This is a genomic window from Streptococcus sp. IsoGale022 (genome assembly GCF_031142805.1).
Taxonomy (GTDB): domain Bacteria; phylum Bacillota; class Bacilli; order Lactobacillales; family Streptococcaceae; genus Streptococcus; species Streptococcus sanguinis_A.
This window is the reverse complement of record NZ_JAKZJI010000010.1, coordinates 46,317-69,584: the sequence shown is the minus strand read 5'-3', so window position 1 is coordinate 69,584 and position 23,268 is coordinate 46,317. Positions and strand designations below refer to the sequence as shown.

23 protein-coding genes are annotated in these 23,268 nt (G+C 46.9%); 2 read left to right on the top strand and 21 right to left on the bottom strand.

Annotated features, from left to right (window positions below; all coding sequences use genetic code 11):
• Positions 1-9 precede the first annotated feature (9 nt).
• From RG608_RS06650 to RG608_RS06550, 21 genes are all read right to left on the bottom strand, one after another.
• The gene (locus tag RG608_RS06650) at positions 10-735 is read right to left on the bottom strand and encodes a cobalt-factor II C(20)-methyltransferase (protein ID WP_268686916.1); all 726 of its coding nucleotides are present in this window, start codon (positions 733-735) and stop codon (positions 10-12) included.
• Positions 736-744: 9 nt separating this feature from the next.
• On the bottom strand, positions 745-1,512 hold the full coding sequence (locus tag RG608_RS06645; RefSeq protein WP_308946760.1) for a sirohydrochlorin cobaltochelatase: 768 nt from the start codon (positions 1,510-1,512) through the stop codon (positions 745-747).
• 13 nt (positions 1,513-1,525) lie between these two features.
• Positions 1,526-2,965, bottom strand: coding sequence for a uroporphyrinogen-III C-methyltransferase (gene cobA / locus RG608_RS06640; protein ID WP_308946759.1), 1,440 nt, complete (start codon positions 2,963-2,965; stop codon positions 1,526-1,528).
• 18 nt (positions 2,966-2,983) lie between these two features.
• Entirely contained in the window at positions 2,984-3,733 is a 750-nt protein-coding gene (gene cobK / locus RG608_RS06635) for a precorrin-6A reductase (protein WP_002929337.1), read from the bottom strand.
• Positions 3,730-4,455 (bottom strand): precorrin-3B C(17)-methyltransferase, encoded by a 726-nt coding sequence (gene cobJ, locus RG608_RS06630; RefSeq protein WP_002910545.1) that lies wholly within the window; start codon positions 4,453-4,455, stop codon positions 3,730-3,732. Before cobJ ends, cobK begins: the two co-directional genes overlap by 4 nt.
• A 79-nt stretch (positions 4,456-4,534) precedes the next feature.
• A complete protein-coding gene (gene cbiG / locus RG608_RS06625; RefSeq protein WP_308946758.1) occupies positions 4,535-5,596 on the bottom strand; it encodes a cobalt-precorrin 5A hydrolase in 1,062 nt (353 codons plus the stop codon).
• Positions 5,586-6,359, bottom strand: coding sequence for a cobalt-precorrin-4 methyltransferase (locus RG608_RS06620; RefSeq protein WP_308946757.1), 774 nt, complete (start codon positions 6,357-6,359; stop codon positions 5,586-5,588). The genes cbiG and RG608_RS06620 overlap by 11 nt, the downstream gene beginning before the upstream one ends.
• Positions 6,359-6,928 (bottom strand): decarboxylating cobalt-precorrin-6B (C(15))-methyltransferase, encoded by a 570-nt coding sequence (locus tag RG608_RS06615; protein WP_308946756.1) that lies wholly within the window; start codon positions 6,926-6,928, stop codon positions 6,359-6,361. The genes RG608_RS06620 and RG608_RS06615 overlap by 1 nt, the downstream gene beginning before the upstream one ends.
• Complete coding sequence (locus RG608_RS06610; RefSeq protein WP_308946754.1) at positions 6,900-7,532, bottom strand: cobalt-precorrin-7 (C(5))-methyltransferase; 633 nt, start codon at positions 7,530-7,532, stop codon at positions 6,900-6,902. Before RG608_RS06610 ends, RG608_RS06615 begins: the two co-directional genes overlap by 29 nt.
• The gene (gene cbiD / locus RG608_RS06605; RefSeq protein ID WP_002911808.1) at positions 7,523-8,650 is read right to left on the bottom strand and encodes a cobalt-precorrin-5B (C(1))-methyltransferase CbiD; all 1,128 of its coding nucleotides are present in this window, start codon (positions 8,648-8,650) and stop codon (positions 7,523-7,525) included. Before cbiD ends, RG608_RS06610 begins: the two co-directional genes overlap by 10 nt.
• Positions 8,650-9,354, bottom strand: coding sequence for a cobalt-precorrin-8 methylmutase (locus RG608_RS06600; protein ID WP_268686910.1), 705 nt, complete (start codon positions 9,352-9,354; stop codon positions 8,650-8,652). Before RG608_RS06600 ends, cbiD begins: the two co-directional genes overlap by 1 nt.
• The gene (locus tag RG608_RS06595) at positions 9,355-10,053 is read right to left on the bottom strand and encodes a cobalt-precorrin-8 methylmutase (protein WP_268686909.1); all 699 of its coding nucleotides are present in this window, start codon (positions 10,051-10,053) and stop codon (positions 9,355-9,357) included.
• A 9-nt stretch (positions 10,054-10,062) separates the two neighbouring features.
• Entirely contained in the window at positions 10,063-11,013 is a 951-nt protein-coding gene (cbiB, locus tag RG608_RS06590; RefSeq protein ID WP_308946753.1) for an adenosylcobinamide-phosphate synthase CbiB, read from the bottom strand.
• A gap of 1 nt (position 11,014) precedes the next feature.
• Positions 11,015-12,373 (bottom strand): cobyrinate a,c-diamide synthase, encoded by a 1,359-nt coding sequence (locus tag RG608_RS06585; protein ID WP_268686907.1) that lies wholly within the window; start codon positions 12,371-12,373, stop codon positions 11,015-11,017.
• Between the two features lie 296 nt (positions 12,374-12,669).
• Positions 12,670-14,427 (bottom strand): ABC transporter ATP-binding protein, encoded by a 1,758-nt coding sequence (locus RG608_RS06580; protein WP_308946752.1) that lies wholly within the window; start codon positions 14,425-14,427, stop codon positions 12,670-12,672.
• Positions 14,417-16,183 carry an ABC transporter ATP-binding protein gene (locus tag RG608_RS06575; RefSeq protein ID WP_308946751.1) on the bottom strand — a complete coding sequence of 589 codons (1,767 nt, stop codon included), beginning with the start codon at positions 16,181-16,183 and terminating at the stop codon, positions 14,417-14,419. The genes RG608_RS06580 and RG608_RS06575 overlap by 11 nt, the downstream gene beginning before the upstream one ends.
• Positions 16,176-16,634, bottom strand: a complete 459-nt coding sequence (locus RG608_RS06570) for a MarR family winged helix-turn-helix transcriptional regulator (protein WP_308946750.1) — start codon at positions 16,632-16,634, stop codon at positions 16,176-16,178. The genes RG608_RS06575 and RG608_RS06570 overlap by 8 nt, the downstream gene beginning before the upstream one ends.
• A gap of 174 nt (positions 16,635-16,808) precedes the next feature.
• Entirely contained in the window at positions 16,809-17,144 is a 336-nt protein-coding gene (locus RG608_RS06565) for a hypothetical protein (protein ID WP_002903845.1), read from the bottom strand.
• 78 nt (positions 17,145-17,222) lie between these two features.
• On the bottom strand, positions 17,223-17,633 hold the full coding sequence (locus tag RG608_RS06560; RefSeq protein WP_308946749.1) for a peptide deformylase: 411 nt from the start codon (positions 17,631-17,633) through the stop codon (positions 17,223-17,225).
• A gap of 46 nt (positions 17,634-17,679) precedes the next feature.
• Positions 17,680-18,579 carry a fructokinase ScrK gene (gene scrK / locus RG608_RS06555; RefSeq protein ID WP_308946748.1) on the bottom strand — a complete coding sequence of 300 codons (900 nt, stop codon included), beginning with the start codon at positions 18,577-18,579 and terminating at the stop codon, positions 17,680-17,682.
• Between the two features lie 159 nt (positions 18,580-18,738).
• Entirely contained in the window at positions 18,739-20,625 is a 1,887-nt protein-coding gene (locus RG608_RS06550; protein ID WP_308946747.1) for a sucrose-specific PTS transporter subunit IIBC, read from the bottom strand.
• A gap of 196 nt (positions 20,626-20,821) precedes the next feature.
• Between RG608_RS06550 and RG608_RS06545 the strand changes: the two genes are divergently transcribed.
• Positions 20,822-22,276 carry a sucrose-6-phosphate hydrolase gene (locus RG608_RS06545; RefSeq protein ID WP_308946746.1) on the top strand — a complete coding sequence of 485 codons (1,455 nt, stop codon included), beginning with the start codon at positions 20,822-20,824 and terminating at the stop codon, positions 22,274-22,276.
• Positions 22,257-23,222, top strand: coding sequence for a LacI family DNA-binding transcriptional regulator (locus RG608_RS06540; protein ID WP_308946745.1), 966 nt, complete (start codon positions 22,257-22,259; stop codon positions 23,220-23,222). The genes RG608_RS06545 and RG608_RS06540 overlap by 20 nt, the downstream gene beginning before the upstream one ends.
• The last annotated feature ends 46 nt before the right edge of the window (positions 23,223-23,268 follow it).

Sequence of the window (23,268 nt, the reverse complement as noted above, 5' to 3'; positions counted from 1 at the left end):
GATGAATGCCTATCCATGAACATGGGTTCTGATATTAAAAATCTTCTTTTTCACGAGGAAGGTAGTAAAATAAGGCAGCTTGGTTTCTGGTGTGATTCCTTCGAGCCCCAGCAGAGTCTGCTGCTTATCCGTCGAAGAATTACTAACCAAAAAAGTCTGCTGCAAGAGACCGAGCTTTTCTAGCAGGGGCAGGACGGTATCCAGGTGATTGGCCACTTTCATCAGCACAATCGAGTCATGCAGCTCAAGCGCCGCCTCAATCTTCTCGGCAGAAGCCGTAGCCGGCATGACCGCCAGAGACTCCTCATCCATAGTCAGGGGCTGACCTAGCTCAGAAGCCATGCTGCAGAAAGAGGTGATACCAGGGATGGTCTGACAGTCGATTTCCTTTTCCAGCAGGGCCAGCAGATAGCTATAAGTGCTGTAGACCATTGGGTCACCCAGTGTGATAAAGCCTACATTCTTGCCAGACTTGACATCCTCTGCGATTTCAGCAGAGATGGCCTGCCACTGGACTTCTTTGGTCGAATTGGAACGGACCATAGGGAAATGCCGCTGCTTGATTTCCAGATGCTCTTTCAGGTAGGGCTCTGCAATGCCTAATGCAAAGCTCTTGCTCCCCTTCTTAGCCTCTGGTGTATAGAGAATATCTAAGTCTTCCAAAAGCCGACTGGCCTTGATAGTGACTAGCTCGCTATCACCCGGTCCCACACCAATTCCGTAAAATTTTGCCATTCCTTCCTCCTATTCGATGATTTCTTCTAAATGCTGGATGTAGAGCTGCTGAACCTCGGGGTATTCGCCCAGACCAACCAGATGGGCTTTGACCTCATATCCCTGCTCCTTAAAGAAGTGATACCAAGACCCTTCCTCATCCGAGCTCATATCATTGGTCGCATGGTCGCCCGCTACCAGCATAAAAGGTGCCAGATGTACTTCCCGGACGTCCTCTTTCTTCAGTTCCTGCTCAATCAGCTCAACCGGAGGATAGCTTTCTACACATCCGATATAGACTGAGCTTCCCTTCATCATATGATCCAAGGCTGCATAAGCTGTAAAGGCATAATGCTGACTACCGTGGCCCATCAGAACTGTTGCTGCATCCTGATCTTCATGGCCATATCGTTCCAGCAGAATATCCTTGACAGCCTCATAGTCTTCCTGACTATTGAGCAGAGGCTTGGCAACGACTAGCTTTTTAAAAGCTGATTCAAACTCTTTGGCTTGGACGAGAATTTTTTCGTACTCGCTGCCCAAAATGACATGGAGAGGTTGGATATAGACCTCTTCAGTGCCCGCTTCTAAGAGCTGCTCCAAAACCTCTTTGACCGTAGGAATGTCAAGCCCTTCCTGCTTCTTAATCCGCCGTCTAACGACATTGGATGTAAAAGCTCGGTGTACCGGATAGTCTGGAAAATGTTCCTGAATAGCCTGCTCACAAGCCTCAATTGTTTTGCGTCTGGTCTCGGGATAGGTCGTTCCGAAACTGACTACTACTATAGCTTTACTCATGACCTTTATCCTTTCAGAGAATTTCCCGACATTTATCGATGATAGAAGCGATAGTCGCTTCGTCTGTCTCAACAATCTTGCTAAAGCCAGCTTCCTCTAAGACAGCCCTCGTGCTAGCACCCATGACAACGATAGGGACATCTGTCCAGTCAAATCCAGCTTCCTGATTAGCTGCTACAAAGTTCATGGCCGCAGCAGAGTTCGGGAGACAGACAACTTCAATCTCTGACCAATTGTCACTGCTAATCTGACTGTCAAAGGCCAGCCTATGGCTAGCAATAATCGGCAGAGAATAGAGTTCTGCCAGACTGGCTTTCTTATGCTCAGCTGTTAGAATATACCAGTTGCCGCCTTCTTTTTCAAGAGCAGCTGCAAAATCCGCATCCGACTGCTGAGGCGTCATCCGATCCAGCACAATCCCGCTCGCTTCGATAGACTTAGCCGTATGATGACCAATAGCCGCTAAGCGGATATGCGGCAGACTGCGCAAGTCTCTGCCTGCCTTGCGGAGGGCTTTCAAGAAGAGCGGCCAGCTCTGCATATCTGCAAAGAGAAGTCCTTCTACCTGCTCCAAGTCCGGCAGCTGCAAGTCTAACTCTTCAACCAAATCTCGAGCAGGGAAAGTGGTCAGCGCAGCTCCAGCATCCCTGAGCAAGCGAGGAAGTCTGCCAGTCTCTGACTGCTGGATGAGGATTTTCCGGCCGAAAAGCGGCAGATTCTCATGGAAATTTAGCTGCTGTCTATAGGCCACGACATCACCTACCACGATGACACTCGGTGCCTTAAAGTCCTCAGCTTCTGCTAGTTCTACTATGTTACCCAAGGTTCCGTCCACCGATCGCTGCTGAGGATGGGTTCCCCATTCAACGATGGCGGCTGGCTTGTCCTTGCCATAGCCTCTAGCCGTCAGCTCTTGGACGATGGAAGGCAGATTTTTCATGCCCATAAGAAAGACCAAGGTTCCTTTGAGCTCAGAAATTGCTTCCCAGTTGAGCATTTCTGTCTCATCCTTGAGATGGGCTGTAAAGACATGGAAGCTAGTCGCTACATCTCGATAAGTCATAGGAATGCCTGCATAGGTCAGACCAGCCACAGCAGAGGTGATGCCTGGCACCACTTCAAAGTCCACACCGGCTTCCACCAGCTTGACTCCTTCTTCTCCGCCTCGGCCAAAGATATAGGGATCGCCACTCTTAAGGCGGACTACCCGCTTGCCCTGACGGGCCTTTTCGATGAGAATCTTTTCAATCTCTTCCTGTCGGATGCAGGGCTGGCCTGGCTTTTTACCGACATCTATCTTTTCGCAGTCAGACTTTAGATGCTGAAAGAGCTCTTGATTGACCAAGCGGTCAAAGACCAAGACATCTGCTTCTTGAAGCCGTCTCTTGCCTTTGAGGGTCAACAACTCCGCATCACCTGGACCTGCTCCCAGTAATGTTACTAAACCGGACATTTTTTCTCCTTTTATTCACTATTTTGTCAGATAAGCTTCTAACTCTTCCAAGTTAGAAACCATCTGCGGATAGGCCACAATTGGCCGAGAGATGATAATGCAGTCCATCCCCAGCTCTTGGCAGCCATCAATCTTTTCACGAATACCACCGACTGTACCGCTCTCCTTGGAAATAAAGACATCTGCTCCTGAGCGCAGTAAGAGCTCTTTATTACACTCTTTGGAAAATGGAGCCTTGATCGCATCAATCTGATCCGCTACCAGTCCCAGACTTTCGCAGGCCAGAAGCACTTCTGAAGTCGGCAGAACGCGAACGACAATCCGCTGCTCTGGCAAGCCCTTGACAAAGAGTGGCAGAGTCTTGCTGCCTGTTCCCAGATAGACTGTCTTGTAGCCGCGCTTGGCAATCTCATCAATGGCTTCTTGGGTCGAGTGGACCACGATGGCTCCGCTCAAATCCAAGGTCGCCTGACGCTCAAAGCGCAGGTAAGATACACCGGCCATCTCTGCTGCCCGAATGGCTTCCTTGGAAACGATATCCGCAAAAGGATGGGTGGCATCGATGATTTCATCCACATCATTCTCTTTGATGAAGGCAACCATATCCTCGGCTGTCAGCCGGCCCTGAATGACCGGCTGGCCATATTTGGAAGCCAAGTGCCGGCCGTAGTCTGTGACAACAGAGCTGGTCACATCAATTTTCAAACGGTCAAGCACTTCTAAAATAGCGGTGCTGTCGGATGTCCCTCCCAGCAGTAATTTCATCATAAAGTATATCCTCGAGGTGTGATCATGCGTCCGTTTTTAACATAAGTTTCTTTGTTACCAACGATAACGATTGTCGTCATATCTACCAAAGTCTCATCTAGGTCTTTGATAGTCGTCAAGATGATTTCCTCATCCTTACGGCCAATGTCCTTACCGATACCGACAATAGTATCCTCTGACTTGTACTCAGACATGATAGAAAGTGCTTTTGCCAAATGGTCTGGACGTCCCTTACTCCGAGGGTTGTAGAGACAGACAACAAAGTCACCTTGAGCTGCGGCATGCAGACGCTTCTCAATCATTTCCCAAGGCGTCATCAAGTCACTCAGACTGATATGACAGAAGTCGTTCATGAGGGGAGCTCCCATAGCAGCAGCGGCACCCAGACTAGCTGTGATACCTGGAACCACCTTAACTTCTACATCACTGGCATCTCCCAGCAATTCTAAAATCAAGCCAGCCATTCCATAGACTCCGGCATCTCCACTGGAAACAACTCCGACATTTTTGCCAGTCTCTCTAGCCAAATCAATAGCCTTTTGACAACGGTCGATTTCCTGACGCATACCATTCGCTACGAGCTCCTTGTCCTTGACCAAATCAAGAATCAATCGCATATAAGTCGAGTAGCCGACGATAATTTCACAATCGGCTATAGCAGCCAATGCTTCTTGTGACATCAATTCTTCTTTACCTGGGCCTAATCCGATAACGTATAACATATATTTTTTCTCCTTTATGGGTATGATAAAATTTTATAAGGGCAGTTGGTTCATAGGACCATCTGCTTTTTCTTTTGATTTACTTTTTGGTTATTGCTTTTGCAAGCGCATAGGTACAGCCGTTCTTGGCAAAGCGCTCAGTCAGGACTTGACCCTGACTGGCCAGATCTGCGCTGGCCAAGGCGACACTGCCGACTCCGACTGTCTTTTTGACAAATTCTGACTGAGGATAGCGGTCTGCTACGACAGACAGCTCCTCCTTACTAAAGGTCTCAAAGGGACAGCCCAATTCCTCAGCCAAGGCCAGAATAGCTGCTTCATCCTTCTTGACATCAATGCTGACGATTTTGGAAATCTCACTGGCAGAAATTCCCTGCCGCTGACAAAATTCCTCAAAGCCTTCTCGGAAGACGGCTGGAGCCACATCCTTTCTCGCGCCAACTCCTAAGATATAGGATTGAGGATAGATGAGAGCCAGATTTTCTCTTTGAATGTCCTTTTCTTCTGTAGTCAGCAGAATCAGCGGTTCCGTTCCTTTGAGAACAGCCGCCAATTCTTCTTCACTCACAAGAGTTAGGCCACGAAGGTCAGTGACCCAATCCTTTTCCTGATAGAAATAGACTGTTCGGCCGCTGCCTAGATAGCTGTTGAAAGGTTTGATGAATTCTCTCAATTCCGGCCGCCAGCCATTGACTGATTGGGCCAGATTGTCCAAGGCTGTCACATTCTGCACATCTGTCGCTGTCGTGATAACAGGATTGGAGCCGAGCAATTCTGCGATGTCTAGCGTCACTTGATTGGCTCCGCCTAGATGTCCGCTCAGCAGGCTGATGACATTGGTCGCTTTCTCATCCATGACAACCACTGCTGGGTCAGTCGCCTTGTCTTTCAAGACTGGTGCAATAGCTCGCACAACTGCACCGATAGCCATGATACAAATGAGAACATCCACTTCCTGAAAGAGCTGACCAAGCGCCTCAATCACACGTCCTTCGATGGCAATGACCCTGTCATCTGCCAAGCGAGGCGTCGTATAGATAGGTATTTCCTTGCCCAGTTTCTCCCGCAGAGTCAGAGCCAAGTCCTTGCCGACCGCTGTCACTGTTGCGATTGCGTAGCGAGGTTGAGAATTACTTGGCATGGCTGCTCTTCCCCCGTCTAAACTCATGCTGGAAATCCGCATGGTAGAGCTTGGAATAGTAGAATTCCTGACCTAAAAAGTCACCGACCAAAATCAAAGCTGTCTTTCTAATCTTAGCTTCCTTGACCTTCTCAGCAATATTTGTCAAATCGCCAAAGACCTTCTTTTCATCCGGCCAAGTAGCCTTGTAAATGACAGCCACAGGCGTTTCCGGAGGATAGCCACCCTCGATCAGCTCGCTGACCACCTTTTCAATACCTTGAACCGACAGGAAGATGGCCATAGAGGTCCGATGCCGAGCATAACTTTTCAGGGATTCCCGATCTGGCACAGGCGTCCGGCCGGCCATCCGAGTGATGATGAGGCTTTGAGAAACCTCTGGCACGGTATACTCTGCCCCGATACTGGAAGCAGCTCCCAGAAAAGAGCTGACGCCCGGCGTACAGTCAAACTCTATATCCCGCTTCTTCATCTCTTCGATCTGCTCTCGAATGGAACCGTAGATGGAGAAATCTCCCGTCTGCAAGCGAACCACATCTTTACCAGCCTTGACTCCAGCCTCCATGACATCAATGATTTCCATCAAGTGCATGCTGGCGCTATCGTGAATCTCAGCCCCTTCTTTGCAGTAGTTCAGCAGGTCTGGATTGACCAAGGAGCCTGCGTAAATGACCACATCAGCCTCAGATAACTGCTTATAACCTTTGAGCGTAATCAGCTCCACATCACCTGGGCCAGCTCCAACAAAATGTACTTTGGACATCAATTAGCCTCTCTTTCTTTTTTCTTACAGGAAACGATAATAGTCGGATTCTGAGGCTTGAAGTAGTGCCCCTTGCCTATAGCTGTCCAGCGACTAGCCTGAACTGAGACAATCTCTAAATCCTCCCAGTCCATCTGCTCTGCTATTTGAGCCGCTTCTAGAGCATTCTCCAGCAGGATAAAGTTCAAGACCAGCCGACCACCTGGCTCCATGAGCTGAGCACACCAGTCAAAAATCTCCTGCATATTGCCCCCGGTTCCTCCGACAAAAATGGCATCAAAGCTGCCTTCCAGCTCAATCGGAGCCAGTCCTTGATGGAGACAGACATTGTGGCAGCCAAAGTGCTGGATATTCTCCTGCGTCAAGGCCACCGCGTCTTCATTGCGCTCCACTGCTACCACTTCCAGTTCTGGATAGGTTCGGGCTGCCTGAATCGTGACACTGCCAGTGCCAGAGCCGACATCCAGCATGCGCTTGGCCCGATGCAGCTCCAACTTATCCAAACTGATGGCTCTGACTTCTTCCTTAGTCATAGGGACTTTAGCCCTGATAAATTCCGAATCCCTCATCTAACACCACCACCACATTCATTTCATATTCTCTATCTTCCACCTCATTCGCAGGCAGAATGGTAATACGCTCGTCTTCATAACTCAGCTGCTCGCCGATGACTAGCACCTTATCTAAACCTCTTTTAACAGCCTCTTGAGCAATCTCGTAGGGGCCAACTTTCTGATCGGTCACCATAAAGACTTTTGACAGACTCATAATCAAGTCAAAGTTAGGCATCTTAGCATGACTGCTCGTCAGATAAGCGTCGTTCATAGGCAGGGCAATTCTGCTGGCCAGATACTGCATGGCGCTGATACCCGGTGAGATGACCACGCGCCCCTTGAACTTCTCTGATAGCCATTTGCCCAAGCCATAAATCAGCGGGTCGCCTGAGGCCAGATATAGAATTTCTTCATCCTCACCAAAGCTCGCCAGCAACTCCGCCAGCGCAGCTAATTTTTTAGGAGGGACCAGACCCTTATCCTTATAAGCCGGTGGCAAAATTTCTAAATGCCGCTCGCTGCCTAAAATGCGGTCAGCCTTTTCAAAATAGGCTTCCTGTCCCAGAAGACCATAGCTCGGATCTCCCGGACCAATTCCGATAACATAAATCATGTCCATTCCTCCTTTATCTGCTCTAAAGGCTGAGTTGATGCCAGATAGCCTTCCTCAGTCCCAAAGACGACCACTTCAATATTGACTTCTGGCTTACGATAGCGGAGCAGACGCTCACTTCTAGCCTTAATCTTATCCGCCAAGACCTGATAGACACCCTCATAAGAAAATTCTTTAATGGCTGTCCCAGCTGCCTCGGTCGTCAAGCACTTGTCAACCTTTTCCAACAGCTCCATGGGCGCCCCCATCAGGGCTAGATTAGCCACCAGCGTTTCCATACGGGCATCCGAGTCCTTACTGTGGGTAGAGAAAATCCCAGCCGCCACTTTGACAAACTTGCCCATGTGACCGATCATCAAAACCTTGGTAAATCCGATTCGCTGCACTTCTTTGAGGACATGGCCGACAAAGTTACTCATATTGACAATGCGCCCAGCTGGAATCCCCACAGTATTAGTAGCAAAATCTTCACCGTAATTCCCTGGCACCAAGACGACTGAGCGATGTCCTTGGTTATAGAGCATGGTTAACTCGATCGTTATGGACGCCTTCCAGCTATCCTCGGACATAGGATTGACAATCCCTGTCGTTCCCAAGATTGAAATGCCGCCGACAATGCCTAGTCTGGAGTTGTAGGTCAGTTTGGCCGTTTCTTCCCCACCAGGAACGGAAATGATAACCCGTGCTCCACAGTTGGGACCGATAATCTCACGGACATGCTGCTCAATCATCCGTCTAGGAGTCGGATTGATGGCTGCCATGCCGACATCGCAGGCCAGTCCTTTCTCGGTTACACGCCCGACGCCCTGACCACCGTCAATCTCGATTTCCGTCTGATCTGGCAGAAGGGTCACGGTCGAATAAATCAAGAGGCCATGCGTCGCATCCGCATCATCGCCGCCATCTTTTTCAATGGCCGCTGTCGCTTCTTCTGGTCCAAAGGAAGGATTGTGAACATCCATGGTCACTTCCACACCTGAAGCCGTATGCACAGTGACCTTTTCTTCTCTTTCCTGATTTAAAATCATGCTCAAGGCTGCAACAGTCGCTGCCGTCGCACAAGTACCAGTTGTAAAACCTTTTCTTAATTTCTTACCGTTGACATAAGCGTATTCATCCATCATCAGCCCTCTCCTTTCTCCGGAGCCTGCTTTTTATCTGAAACACTGTAACGCTCATAGTCTGTAGTGCCGAGCTTAAGCTGGTAGAGGATGGCATTGATGACCGCTGCTGCGATGGTACTGCCACCTTTTTGCCCCAGTGCCGCGATAGAAGGCACAGAACTTTCATGCAGTTTGAGCTTGGATTCTGCCGCTCCGACAAAGCCGACTGGAACTCCGACAACCGCATCCGGCTGCAAGCTTCCCTCTTCAACCATATCCAAAACCTTAAAGATAGAAGTTGGAGCATTCCCAAAGACAAAGAGCTTTGGACCGTCCACTTTGGCTGAATATTCCACAGCAGCCATGGAACGAGTAATTCCCTTTTCCTTAGCTTCCTTAAAGATTGCTGGCTCATTGACCAGACAGCGATAGGAAACACCTAGGTCATCCAGCAATTTTTTATTGAAACCGCCCAAGACCATGGTCGTATCCGTAAAAATCGTGCCCTTGTTTCGGAGGACGTAGAGGATTTTCTCAATCACCTGATTGGAAAACTTGATATTGTAGAGGTAGTCAAAGTCTGCACTGGTAAAGACCACCCGCTTGAGCACTGCCTCTTCAAAAGGATCTGAAAAATGAATATCTGGATGCTCTTGGTCAATAATTTCCTGAATCTTGCTGAAACTAGCTTCTTCAATCTTGTGCGCTGCTTTTAGATAGGACATCTAGTTCTTTCCTCCTTCTTTACTGGATGGTGTAGAGTAGCGGACATAGTCATCCGTCACCACTTCTCTCAGCTGGTAGATAATGGCATTGATAATGGCTACTACAATCGTGCTGCCACCTTTTCTGCCGAGATTGACAAGGGCCGGAAGACCTGACTGAAGCAGTTCCTCTTTGGATTCTTCAACATTGATAAAGCCGACCGGAACCCCAATCACAGCGTCCGCTTCTACCAGTCCCTGCTCTGCCAGCTCAATCAGATAAGACAAAGCCGTCGGAGCACCACCAAAGGCAAATACTTTAGGGCCTTCAATCTTGGCTGCTATCTCAACAGCCGCCATAGCTCTGGTAATCTGCTTTTTCTTAGCCAGCGCAACCACTTCTTCATCGCTAATCAAACAGCGGTAGCTCACACCTAGCTGGTCAAGAACCCGCTTATTAATCCCATTGAGAGAGATATTAGAGTCCAAGAGAATAGTCCCCTTAGCTCTGATTACTTCTTCTATTTTTTTAAGGACATCATGCTCAAAGCGCATGGTATAGAGATAATCGAAATCTCCCGTCGTATGGATAGCCCTCTTGATAATGGACTCTTCCATTTCCGAATGGAAGACGTAGTCAGGATCTTTTTCAGTAATCGTAGACTGAATAATCTGAAAGCTTTTTTCCTCGATAGAGGAAGGATTTTGGATATAGGTCATAGTATACTCCTAGAAATATGCTTGCTTTACTAAATAAAAAAGAGTGAACAAGATTAAACCTGTCATGGTGCTTGTATAAAGGAGAGAGATAGCTGTCTGAATATCATCCGCCTCAACCGCTCTGGCAGCCTCTCCAATGGTCGGCTTCTCAATCAGCTCTCCGTGATAGACGTGCGGTCCGCCCAGCTGAATGCCCAAAGCCCCAGCCACAACTGCCTCCGAAAAAGCACTATTGGGACTGGCATGCTGATAGCGATCCCGCCAGCCAATCCGCAGAGCCCCCTTGAAATCTAGCAGTAAAATCTGACTGCTGAGAATCAAGAAAAGCCAAGTCAAACGCGCAGGAATCAGATTGGCCAGGTCATCCATCTTGGCAGATATGAGACCGATTTTGCGGTATTTCTCCGTCTTATAACCCACCATAGAGTCCAAGGTGTTGATGGCCTTATAGGTCATGGCTAGGATTGGTCCGCCTAGAAAGAGGCAGAGCAGTGGACCGATAACCCCGTCACTGGTATTTTCAGCCACCGTCTCAATTGTCGCCTTGCTGATTTCCTCTGGTGCCAGCTGGGAAGTTTCACGGCCGACAATCATGCCAACTTGCTTTCTAGCTTCTTCCAAAGTACCAAACTTGAGCGTATGGTAAACCTTCTGGGCCTCGAAAGCCAGACTCTTAGTCGCCAGACTGGCATAGGCCAGATAGATCCAGACGATCCAGTAGAGGACGGGATGAACCAGACCAGCCAACCAAAGCAGCCCATAGCTAACTCCCAGCGCCAATCCAACTGTTGTCAACCAGAGGAAAAAGCCAAATAGATAGGGCGAAAACTGCCTTTTCTCCTGCAAGTGCATACATAAATAAATATAGGAACCTATCCACTTGACCGGATGAGGCCAGCTATAGGGGTCGCCAATCAGCCAGTCCAGTAAGACGGCTAAAAAAATTGCAATGAGTGTCATATCAATTCGCCTCTTTGATATAGTTCAGCCAGTTGGCCAACAGCTGCTCGTCCTGATAAAAATGAACATGCAGGTAGCTGGCAAAGGTTCGGCCCTTTTGATAACCGCCTGTCCAGGCAGCTACGACCTGACCGTCTCTGACCTTCTCGAGCTTGAGGACCGTATCTTCCTCCGTCTCAAAGACCGAATGGTGAAATTCATGTCCCCTGACAGCTGTACCTTTAGGACCAAAAAGACTGTCTATCTGCGTTTCTGCTTGACAGTAGCCAAAGCTTTTCAGACCGGGGGTCATCAGGCTCTTGCCCTTGAAAATGCCGACCATCTCATAGACCTGACCCTCTACTTCCAGCAACTCTCCCAGATACATGAGTCCGCCGCATTCTGCGTAGATTGGCCGGCCCTGCTCGTGCGCTTTCTTAACTGAAGCACGAAAGTCAGCATTTGCCATCAGCTCCTGAGCGTAGACTTCTGGAAAACCACCGCCAAAATAATAAGCATCTGCAGCTGGGAGTTCCTTATCTTTCAGAGGGCTGAAAGGCACTAGCTGGACATTGAGCTCTCTTAAAAAGTCTAGATTATCTTCGTAGTAAAAGTGGAAAGCATCATCCAAAGCATAAGCCAGAGTCAAGGGCTGATCATTGTGGATATGAAAAGGATTTGTCATCTGCTTATCGGGCAGTTCTGCCTTCTCCAGCAGCCTGTCTAGATTTATATGCTTGGCTGCTGCCGCTCCCAATTCCTCAAATCGACGGTCCAAATCATCCATTTCTACGTCAGGGATTAGACCCAGATGACGCGATGGCAGCTCTGCTGTTGCATTCTTAGGCAGATAACCCAGAACTTCAACATCCGTATACCGCTCTATGGCACCCTTGATGAGTTCATAGTGGTTCTGTGAAGCCACCCGATTGATAATGACCCCAGCAATATCCAAATCCGGATCAAAAGTCGCAAAGCCATGGACCATAGCCGCTGCCGAGGTAGATGTTGCCTTCCCATCGATAATCAAGACGACCGGAATGCCCAACTTCTTAGCAACAGAAGCAGAAGACGCACAGTCCTTGTCCGTTCCCAGACCATCAAAGAGCCCCATGACGCCTTCAACCACTGCCACATCTGCATCTCCATGCCATTTGTAGTAGGACCAAGCCAGACTCTGATCGTCCGGTATCATAAAGCTGTCCACATTCCGCGACGGTCGCTTGGTAATCCGACTATGGTAAGCCGTATCAATGTAATCTGGTCCAACCTTATAAGGCTGGACCTGATAGCCTCTGTCTGCCAGAGCTTTCAAAATCCCTAGGGTAACTGTTGTCTTTCCGACACCGCTGGAAACACCAGCCAGCATAAATTGCTTCATTACTTTACTCCAGATTTGCTGATAAAAAAGGTACTACAAAAAATAAAGAAGTTTTATTTCTTGTAGCACCGTTGCTCACATATATGTCGTCCAAACACGCCGTTGTGTTCGCTTTCAGTTCGTATATTAAATTTATTTTAATATAAACAAGAAAAGCTGTCAAGTTTTTCCTAGAGCACCTCTGAAAAAAGTCAAGATTCTAGAGCGTCCTTACTGAAAACTGAGCATTTTTTAAAATTCTGTTAAATTTAAAAAAACATCAGGAAAAGGAACATTCCTGATGTTTTATTTGAGCATCAACCTGCATCTTCCTCTACAAATTGACTATTATAGAGGTCCGCATAGAAGCCGTTCTGATCCATGAGTTCATCGTGGTTGCCCTGCTCGATGATATTTCCATCGCGCATGACCAAGATAAGATCCGCATTACGGATAGTGGACAGGCGGTGGGCAATGACAAAGGAAGTCCGTCCTTCCATGAGTTTGTCCATAGCCTTTTGAATCAGCTCCTCCGTCCGCGTATCGACTGATGAAGTTGCCTCATCCAAGATCAAGAGCGGCGCATCTTTCAGCAGAGCACGAGCAATTGTCAATAGCTGCTTTTGACCGACCGATAAGTTGACCGTGTCATCCAGCACTGTATCATAGCCCTGGGGCAGAGTCATGATAAAGTGATGAACACCGACCGCCTTCGCTGCAGCGATAACCGCTTCATCTGTCACATGCTCCTGATTATAAATCAAGTTCTCTCGGATAGTTCCCTCAAAGAGCCAGGTATCCTGCAAGACCATTGAAAAGGCATCGTGAACCTCGGAGCGTTTCATATCCTTAATATCTATACCATCAATGCTGATACGTCCTTTATCAATTTCATAGAACTTCATAAGGAGATTAACGATAGTCGTCTTCCCAGCCCCCGTCGGACCGACAATGGCAATCTTCTGTCCAGCCTTGGCCTGAGCTGAGAAATCATGGATGATGGTCTGGTCCGGCTTGTAGCCAAAGAAGACCTCTTCAAAGGCAACATCTCCCTTGACAGCAGTAAGCTGCTGCTCTTTATGCTGGTCGTCTTCCATATCAGGCTCAGCTAGAAATTCAAAGACACGAACCAGTGCTGCACCAGCCTGCTGCAAGACAGCGATACCTTGGGCAATCTGTGAAAGGGGCTGAGAGAAGGTACGCACATAAACCATAAAGGCAACAATAATTCCGATACTAATAGAGCCATTAATTGCCAGAGCAGCACCGACCAAAATAACCAGCACATAAGAAAAATTCCCCGTAAAGAACATGAGCGGCATCATCATGCTAGAGATAAATTGAGACTTCCAAATACTGTTATAGAGATTGTGATTGAGAACTGCAAAGCGCTCCTTAGACTTCTCAATGGCATTATAGCTGGTAACAACATTATGACCAGAGTACATCTCCTCCACATAACCGTTTACCGCAGCCAGATCGTTTTGCTGGGCGGTGAAATAGCCCTGAGACTTGCCCATGATGAGGCCGACAAAGACAAAGCCGACTACAGTAGCCAAGATGGTTACCAAGGCCAAGATCCAGTTCATGAAGAACATGGTCAAGACCACAGCCACCAAGAGCAAGCTGGCAGAGATAACATTCCCCAGACTCTGGTTGAGGGATTGGCCGACCGTATCTACGTCATTGGTCACGCGCGACAGAGTATCCCCCTGAGAATGACTATCGAAATAGCCCAGCGGCAGCTTGTTAATCTTCTCTGCAATAGCCGTCCGCAGCCGCTTAGAGAAATACTGAATAACCGTGCTGATGATAAAGGACTGACCGTAGTTGAGCAGGGCTCCAACTGCATAGAGCACGGTCAGCAGAAGGGCAATCTGAGACACAGCTTTTAAATCAATATTGGTAGCCAAACCTTCAGAGATGAGATTGGTAATTTCTTTTAATTTATTTGGCCCATAGACCGTAATAATGTTTGACAAGACAGCTCCCACAAATGCCAAAGCAAGAGGAAGCTGGAAGCCTTTGAGATAAGGCCGTATCTGGCTAAATAATGAAGGCTTCTTATTTTCCATTTTCTAATTCCTCCTTGGATAATTGTGAGTAGGCAATTTCTTGATAGACTTCGTTGCTGGCCAAAAGCTCTCTGTAAGTACCTTGACCAACCACCTTACCAGCATCCAAGACCAAGATTTGATCCGCATCCATGATAGTAGAAATCCGCTGCGCCACAATCAGCTTGGTCATATCCCGCGTCCGCTCAGCCAGTTCCTTGCGCAAAATGCGGTCTGTCTTATAGTCCAGCGCTGAGAAGGAGTCGTCAAAGATGAGGATTTCTGGCTTACGAGCCAAAGCTCTGGCAATGGCCAAACGCTGACGCTGGCCACCAGAGAAGTTGGTTCCGCTTTGAGCCACTTCAGCTTTCAGCCCCTTTTCCTTCTCTTGGACAAAGGGCTTAGCCTGTGCTAGGTCAAGAGCCTCCCACATTTTCTGCTCATCCAGCGGGCTTTCTTTGCTTTGACCCAAGTCCAGATTGCTTTCAATATCGCCAGAGAAAAGCACCGCCTTTTGCGGGATGTAGCCGACCTTATTATGCAGGTCTTCCAACTGGTAATCTTGAACATTGACACCATCTACCAGAATCTCACCTTCAGTCACATCATAGAAACGAGGAATGAGATTGACTAGCGTGGATTTCCCTGAGCCAGTTGAACCGATAAAGGCCACGGTATCACCAGCCTGCGCTGTAAAGCTGACATGCTCAATGACCGCTTCTGAATTCTTGGAATAGCGGAAGGACACATCTCGAAAGACCACTTCTCCCTTGCTATCCGCTACTGCCTTAGGATGTTCTGGACTGGTGATAGAAGAATGCAGGTCCAGTACTTCATTAATCCGGCCAGCCGATACAATGGTCCGAGGCAGAACGATGAAGAGGGCACCCATGAGCAAGAACCCAATCACAATCTGCATAGCATAGGACATAAAGACGACCATATCACTGAAGAGTGGGAGACGCTCCTGCAGTCCAGCCTCCTGAATCAAATAAGCACCAATCCAGTAAATAGCCAGTGTCAAGCCGCTGGAAATCCCCATCATAACTGGATTCATCATGGCCATCAGACGACCGATAAAAAGATTGAGCCGAGTTACTTCATCATTGGCCGCCGCAAACTTCTCATCCTGATAATCCTCAGCATTGTAAGCCCGGACCACGCGAATCCCAGTCAGACTCTCTCTAGTGACGCTGTTTAGCTTATCGACCAAGCGCTGCGCAACTGACTGCTTGGGAAAGGCCAATGTCACCAAAACTACTGTCAGCAGGATATTGACTATAACAGCAATAAGAACTGCTGTCAGCCAGTTCTCGGACTTACCGATAATCTTAGTCATAGCCCAAATCGCCATAATCGGTCCCCTGGTCACCACCTGCAGCCCCATGGTAATTAAGGTCTGTACCTGGGTAATATCATTCGTCGTCCGAGTCAACAGACTAGGAATCGAAAATTTCTTAATTTCCGTCTGCGAATAGTCTAGCACACGGTTGAAAATATCGCTCCGCAAACTCTGAGTAAAGCTAGCTGCTATACGAGCGGCAAAAAAGCCAACCACAATAGCTGACAGCAAGCTGGCAAAAGACAGGCCAATCATTTTCAGACCTGGCTCCCACAGATCCGCCAAACCAGTCCCCGGCGTTTGCAATAGCTCTGTAATCGTCGAAATATAGGTTGGAACTTCTAATTCCAAATATACTGTTAGGAAGGTGAAGAGCACACTGAGAACAATCATGCTCACTTCCCTTGCCGTCAGCCGTTTAAATAACTTAAACATCTTTGCCTCCATTTTCTAAACTTTCGATATTCTGATAAAACTTGGCCATGACTTGAGAAAAAATCAGCAGTTCCTGCTCAGAAACACCATTCAAAATAGAACGGTTCATTTCATCAAAAAAGTCACGGATTTTCTTCATCCTTTCCTGCGCCTGCGGAGTAAGACGGATATACTTGGCCCGCTTGTCTGTCTTGCTCATTTCCAGCTGGATAAAGCCATTCTTCTCCATCCTTTTCATTAAGTTAGAGGCCACCGATTTGGAAATACCCAACTCCTGCTCAATATCCTTGATAAGAGTGTCCTTCCCCTCTTCCGTACGACAGGCAACAATATGCAAGACCTGCCCCTGCGGGCCAGCCATGGACTCAATCCCTTGCTCCTTGGCAAGCTTTTCCGCTATGAGATGAATCTTTCGTCCAAAACGCTTCAATTCCAGTAAAGGCTTATCCATACCTGTATCCTTTGTAAAAATAGTTTTCGTGAGAACTATTTTAACACAAGAAAAAAGAAAGTCAAGAAAAAAGTTTCCATGAGAACTATTTTTTCAACAAGAAAAAAAGCGAAGAAAATTTCTTCACCCTTCCTTTCAAACTGACAAACAGCCTAAAAATTGATTGGTCCCGCATTAAAATTTTGAAGAAGAAGCGAGGAATAGAGCCCCTCCAATGATAAGGAGAATGCCTGCAATCCAGCCTATAAATGGAATGGGCGCGATGTTGCTGCTTCCGACGATAAGGAGGACGCCCGCTGCGACACTGAAACGCATTTGACCTTTGTAATAAGCCAAGGAAGTAATTCCCAAGCCCAGAGCTGCCAATTTAATCACCGCTCCCAGTAAATTCAGGCCAGAATCACCTAGTAGGGCTGAAAAAGGAACAAAAAAGATATTCGAGAGCAGCAAAATAGTCCCTCCAATCAAACCAACCAGACCGCTTATCAGTGCTAAAGTTTTTGTTTTCATTTACATCTTGCCTCCTTCAATATTATTCTGCTAATTATCTCTAATTTTAGACATTTTTTGCAATTTTGTCAAATTTTTCTAAATGATAATCCCTTCCAAATGATCCAATTCATGCTGGCAGATTTGGGCAGGCAGGCCTTTCAAGGTCATGGTCTGCTGCTGCCAATTTTTATCCAGATAATCAACTGTAATTTCCTGATAGCGTTGGGTAGGACGACTTCCAACCAAGGACAGACAGCCCTCTTCTGTCTGATAAGGCCCTGACTTAGAGCGCAGTACTGGGTTAAACATGACTACCGGCACCATACCATACAAAAAGATAATGACTCGCTTAGGCACACCAATCATATTGGCTGCGAGCCCCAAACAGTTTTCTCGATTAGCCTGCAGAGTATCTTGCAAGTCTTGAGCCAGATAAAGGGCTTCTCTACTAGCTTGCTCTGATGGTTGCTGTAGGAAGAAAATATCTTTGACAATTGCTTTTTCCATTATTTTTCCTCATAGAGAAGGGCCTGATAAATCAGACCCTATAAGCTTATTTTGCGTGGCGCTCACTAACTTCTTTAGCCAGTACAAAGTTGCCTAGCGTTGCGGAGCCATTTCCAGCTACAGCCGGTGTTACGATATAGTCACGAACATTGGGAACTGGCAAATAGCCATTCAGCAGAACTGTGAATTTCTCACGAACCCGATCCAGCATGTGCTGCTGAGCCATAACACCGCCACCAAAGACGATGACATCTGGACGGAAAGTCACTGTCGCCTGAATAGCCGCCTGAGCGATATAGTAAGCTTGAATATCCCAGACAGAACTATTGAGTTTAATATTTTCCCCACGAACTCCGGTCCGCGCCTCTAAGCTTGGTCCAGCCGCCAATCCTTCCAAACAGCCATTGTGGAAAGGACAAACGCCATTGAACTCTTTTTCCACATCCATAGGGTGCTTAGCTACATAATAGTGTCCCATCTCTGGGTGACCTGTCCCACCTACAAATTCGCCCCGCTGGATAGCACCGGCACCGATTCCTGTCCCAATCGTATAATAGACCAAATTTTCAATACGGCCGCCAGCATTGTTGCGGGCTACTACTTCACCATAAGCTGAGCTATTGACATCCGTCGTAAAGTAAATGGGCACATTGAGGGCCCGGCGCAAAGCTCCGACAATATCCACATTAGCCCAATGTGGCTTAGGAGTAGTCGTAATAAAGCCGTAAGTCTTTGAGTTGGGATCAATATCAATTGGCCCGAAAGATCCAACAGCCAGACCAGCTAGATTGTCGAAACGAGAAAAGAACTCAATCGTCTTGTCTAGCGTTTCAATAGGCGTGGTCGTTGGAAACTGTGTCTTTTCAACAACTTCAAACCGTTCATCGCCTACAGCACAGATAAACTTAGTGCCGCCCGCTTCCAAACTTCCATACAATTTTGTCATTATAAATCCTCTTTTAAAATTTGATTTCTACTCTATTCATTATAGCATATCTCTTGCAGACTTCTTGTTAAAAATAGTCTTTTTAAAGCTTTTTCAACAAGACTGTACTTATGACATAAAAAACGAACAAATCAATTTTTGTTCGTTTTCTAAATTCCATTAAGCTTTCACTTCAATAATTGCGTCGCCTTTAGCAAGAGCTCCTTCTGCTACTGGAGTCACAGAAGCGTAGTCAGCTGTGTTGGTAACGATGACCATAGTCGTATCATCCAGACCAGCGGCTGCAATTTTCTCAGCTTCAAATGTTCCCAGAACATCACCAGCTTTGACCTTGTCGCCTTGAGCAACTTTTTGTTCAAAACCTTCGCCGCCCATAGATACTGTATCAATTCCGACGTGAATCAGAATTTCAGCACCATTAGCTGTCTTCAAACCATAGGCATGGCCTGTCGCAAAAGCGATCGTCACTTCTGCATCAGCTGGGGCGTAAACAACACCCTCACTAGGTTTGATGGCAATTCCTTGCCCCATCGCTCCGCTAGAGAAAACAGGATCATCGACATCGCTCAAAGCTACTGCCTGACCAACAATTGGAGAAATAATCGTTTCGTCTTGGAGGGCAGCTGGCACATTACCAGTTGTTTCTTCTTCAACTAGTTTTTCAGTTACAGCTGTTTCAGTTACAGTTTCTTCGTCTTCAAAACCAAACATATAAGTCAATGCAAATCCAAGCGCAAATGATACAGCTACCATGAGGAGATATTGTAAGAGTTGTCCATTACCGATGTAAAGCATTGTACCAGGGATGATAGTGATACCATTACCAGTACCAGCAAGTCCAAGGAGAGATGCTAAGCCACCACCAATTGCACCAGCAATCAATGAAAGGAAGAATGGTTTGCGGTAACGTAAGTTAACCCCGAAGATAGCGGGCTCTGTAATACCGAGGAAAGCAGAAAGTGCAGCTGGGAAAGCAAGAGTTTTAAGTTTAGGATTTTTAGTTTTGACACCAACAGCAACGGTTGCAGCACCTTGAGCTGTCATAGCCGCAGTGATGATAGCATTGAATGGGTTAACGTGGTCCGCAGCAAGCAATTGCACTTCAAGCAAGTTGAAGATATGGTGAACACCTGATACGACAATCAATTGGTGAACTCCACCAATCACCAAACCACCTAAACCAAATGGTAAAGCAAGAATTGCTTTTGTTCCAAACAAAATGTAGTTTTCAACAACGTGGAATACTGGTCCGATGACGAAAAGTCCAAGGATAGACATTACCAAAAGTGTAACGAATGGTGTTACCAAGAGATCCAAGACATCTGGCACAACCTTGCGGAGAGCTTTTTCAAACTTAGCTCCAACAACCCCGATGATGAAAGCTGGAAGAACGGAACCTTGCAAACCAACAACTGGGATGAAACCAAAGAATTTCATAGCAGTCACTTCACCACCAGAAGCAACAGCCCAAGCGTTCGGAAGTGAGCCAGACACTAGCATCATACCAAGAACGATACCAACGGCTGGATTTCCACCGAATACACGGAAGGTTGACCAAACTACCAGACCTGGTAGGATAATGAAGGCAGTATCTGTTAAGATTTGAGTATAGGTAGTCACATCTTCTGGAAGTGTCATACCAAGGGCTGTCAAGAGTCCGCGGACACCCATGAAGAGACCTGTTGCTACGATAACTGGGATGATTGGCACAAATACATCACCAAATGTACGGATGGCGCGTTGGAACCAATTCCCTTGCTTAGCAGCTTCTGCTTTCATGTCATCTTTTGATGAAGTTGGCAATCCTAAGGCAACAACTTCGTCATAGATTTTATTAACTGTACCGGTACCAAAGATAATCTGGTATTGGCCTGAATTAAAGAAGGCACCCTGAACTTTTTCCAAATTTTCGACAGTATTTTTGTCGATTTTACCTTCATCTTTTACCATTACGCGCAAGCGAGTCGCACAGTGAGCCACACTGTTGACATTCTCACGTCCGCCAAGGGCTTCGATGACTTTTTTTGCAATTTCAGTATTATTCATTTGCAAAAATCTCCTTATAAATATTTTTAACTTTTTGAAAGCGATTTTATCACCTTTACGAATATTATTTTACCATGATTCAAAAATATGTCAAGCGTTTTGCAGAAAAAATATTTTTTTACTGTTAAATGTTGATTTTTCAGCAGAAAACGTTTACTATAGTAATAAGAAATAATATGATTCGGAGGACAAAAGATTGGCTTGGACGACTGAAAAACGCTACAAACGCTATGAAGACTGGACTCAGGAAGAGCTACAGCAGATCAAAGAAAACATCGCTAAATCTCCTTGGCGGGCTAACTACCATGTGGAGCCTCAGACAGGTCTGCTCAATGACCCCAATGGCTTTTCTTATTTTGACGGCAAGTGGGTGGTTTTCTACCAAAACTTTCCTTTCGGAGCAGCTCACGGTCTCAAGTGCTGGGTCCAGATGGAAAGCGATGACCTAGTTCACTTCACGGAAACTGGCCTTCGGGTACTGCCAGATACTCCTCTGGACAGCCACGGCGCCTACTCTGGCTCTGCCATGCAGTTTGACGACAAGCTCTTTCTCTTCTACACTGGCAATGTTCGTGATGAGAACTGGGTGCGTCACCCCTATCAGATTGGTGCCTTGTTAGATAAATCAGGTAAGCTGAAAAAAATTGACAAGGTCTTGATTGAACAGCCTGCTGAAGCGACCGACCACTTCCGTGATCCGCAGATTTTCAATTACAAAGGGCAATTCTATGCCATTGTCGGTGGGCAAAACCTAGACAAACAAGGCTATGTCAAGCTGTACAAGGCTGTTGATAACGACTATACCAACTGGGAAGTCGTCAGCAATTTGGACTTCGCCAATGACAAGACAGCCTATATGATGGAGTGCCCTAATCTAGTCTTTATCAATGACCAACCAGTCCTGCTCTATTGCCCTCAAGGTTTGTCTAAGGACGTACTGGATTATGGCAACATTTATCCAAATATGTATAAAATAGGTCAATCGTTTGACACAAGCAAAGCTGCTATGATTGATCCTAGCCCTATTCAAAATCTGGACTACGGTTTTGAGTGCTACGCGACCCAAGCCTTTAACGCACCTGACAGTCGTGCACTGGCTGTAAGCTGGCTAGGATTGCCTGATGTGGAATACCCATCTGACCGCTTCGACCATCAAGGAACCTTCTCCCTCGTAAAGGAATTGACCCTGAAAGACGGCAAGCTCTACCAGTACCCAGTGCCTGCTATCAAGAACTTGCGAGCAGAAGAACAGCCTTTCGCTGCTTTGGCAGAAAGCAAGAACAGCTACGAACTGGAACTGAATCTCGCTGCGGACACAGAGCACGAAATCGTCCTCTTTGCAGACAAGGATGGCAAGGGGTTACGCATCAATTTTGATCTTAAGAAAGGTCAAGTGACCGTTGACCGCAGTCAAGCGGGTGAGCCATTTGCTCTAGACTTTGGAACCAGCCGAAGCTGCAATATTGACAAAGAAACTACAAATGCTAGTATATTTATAGATAAATCAATTTTTGAAATTTTCATCAATAAAGGAGAGAAAGTATTTTCCGGCCGTGTCTTCCCGAGAGAAGACCAAACAGGTATTGCTATTACTAAGGGCAATCCAACCGGTACTTACTATGAATTAGAATATGGTCGCAAAGCTAACTGATGTAGCAAAACTTGCAGGAGTCAGCCCCACAACTGTTTCCCGCGTCATCAACAGAAAAGGCTACTTGTCTGACAAAACGATTTCCAAGGTTGAGGCAGCCATGCGAGAATTGGCCTACAAGCCTAACAATCTGGCGCGCAGTCTCCAAGGAAAATCAGCCAAGCTAATTGGACTTATTTTCCCCAATATCAGCAATGTCTTTTATGCAGAATTGATTGGTAAGCTGGAGCATGAGCTCTTTAAACAAGGCTATAAAACCATCATCTGCAATAGTGAGCATGACTCTGACAAGGAGCGTGAATACCTTGAGATGCTGGAAGCCAATCAGGTGGACGGCATTATTTCCGGCAGCCACAATCTAGGCATCGAGGACTATAATCGTGTGACCGCACCAATCATTGCCTTTGACCGCAACCTTTCACCGGATATCCCAGTTGTCTCCTCAGACAACTATGGCGGCGGAGTGCTGGCGGCTCAGACCTTGGTCAAGGCTGGAGCGCGAAACATCATCATGATTACTGGCAATGACAATTCCAACTCACCAACCGGCCTGCGCCATGCTGGCTTTGCTTCCGTCCTGCCAGACGCACCGATTATCAATGTATCCAGTGATTTTTCTCCGATTCGAAAGGAAATGGAGATCAAGCAAATTCTCAGTCAAACGAAGCCCGATGCTATTTTTGCTTCAGATGATTTGACAGCCATCTTAATTATGAAAGTCGCTCAGGAGCTAGACATCCAGATTCCCAAAGATTTGAAAATCATCGGCTACGATGGCACTTACTTTGTGGAGAACTACTACCCACAGCTGGCAACAATCAAGCAACCACTGAAAGATATCGCCTGCCTCTCTGTGGACCTGCTCCTCAAAAAAATTGCTGGCCAAGAAGTTCAGACAACTGGCTATTTCCTGCCAGTCAGTCTCTTACCTGGTAAGAGTGTTTAACACAGATATAAACAAGCAAAGACGACCTCCATTATTGGAAGTCGTC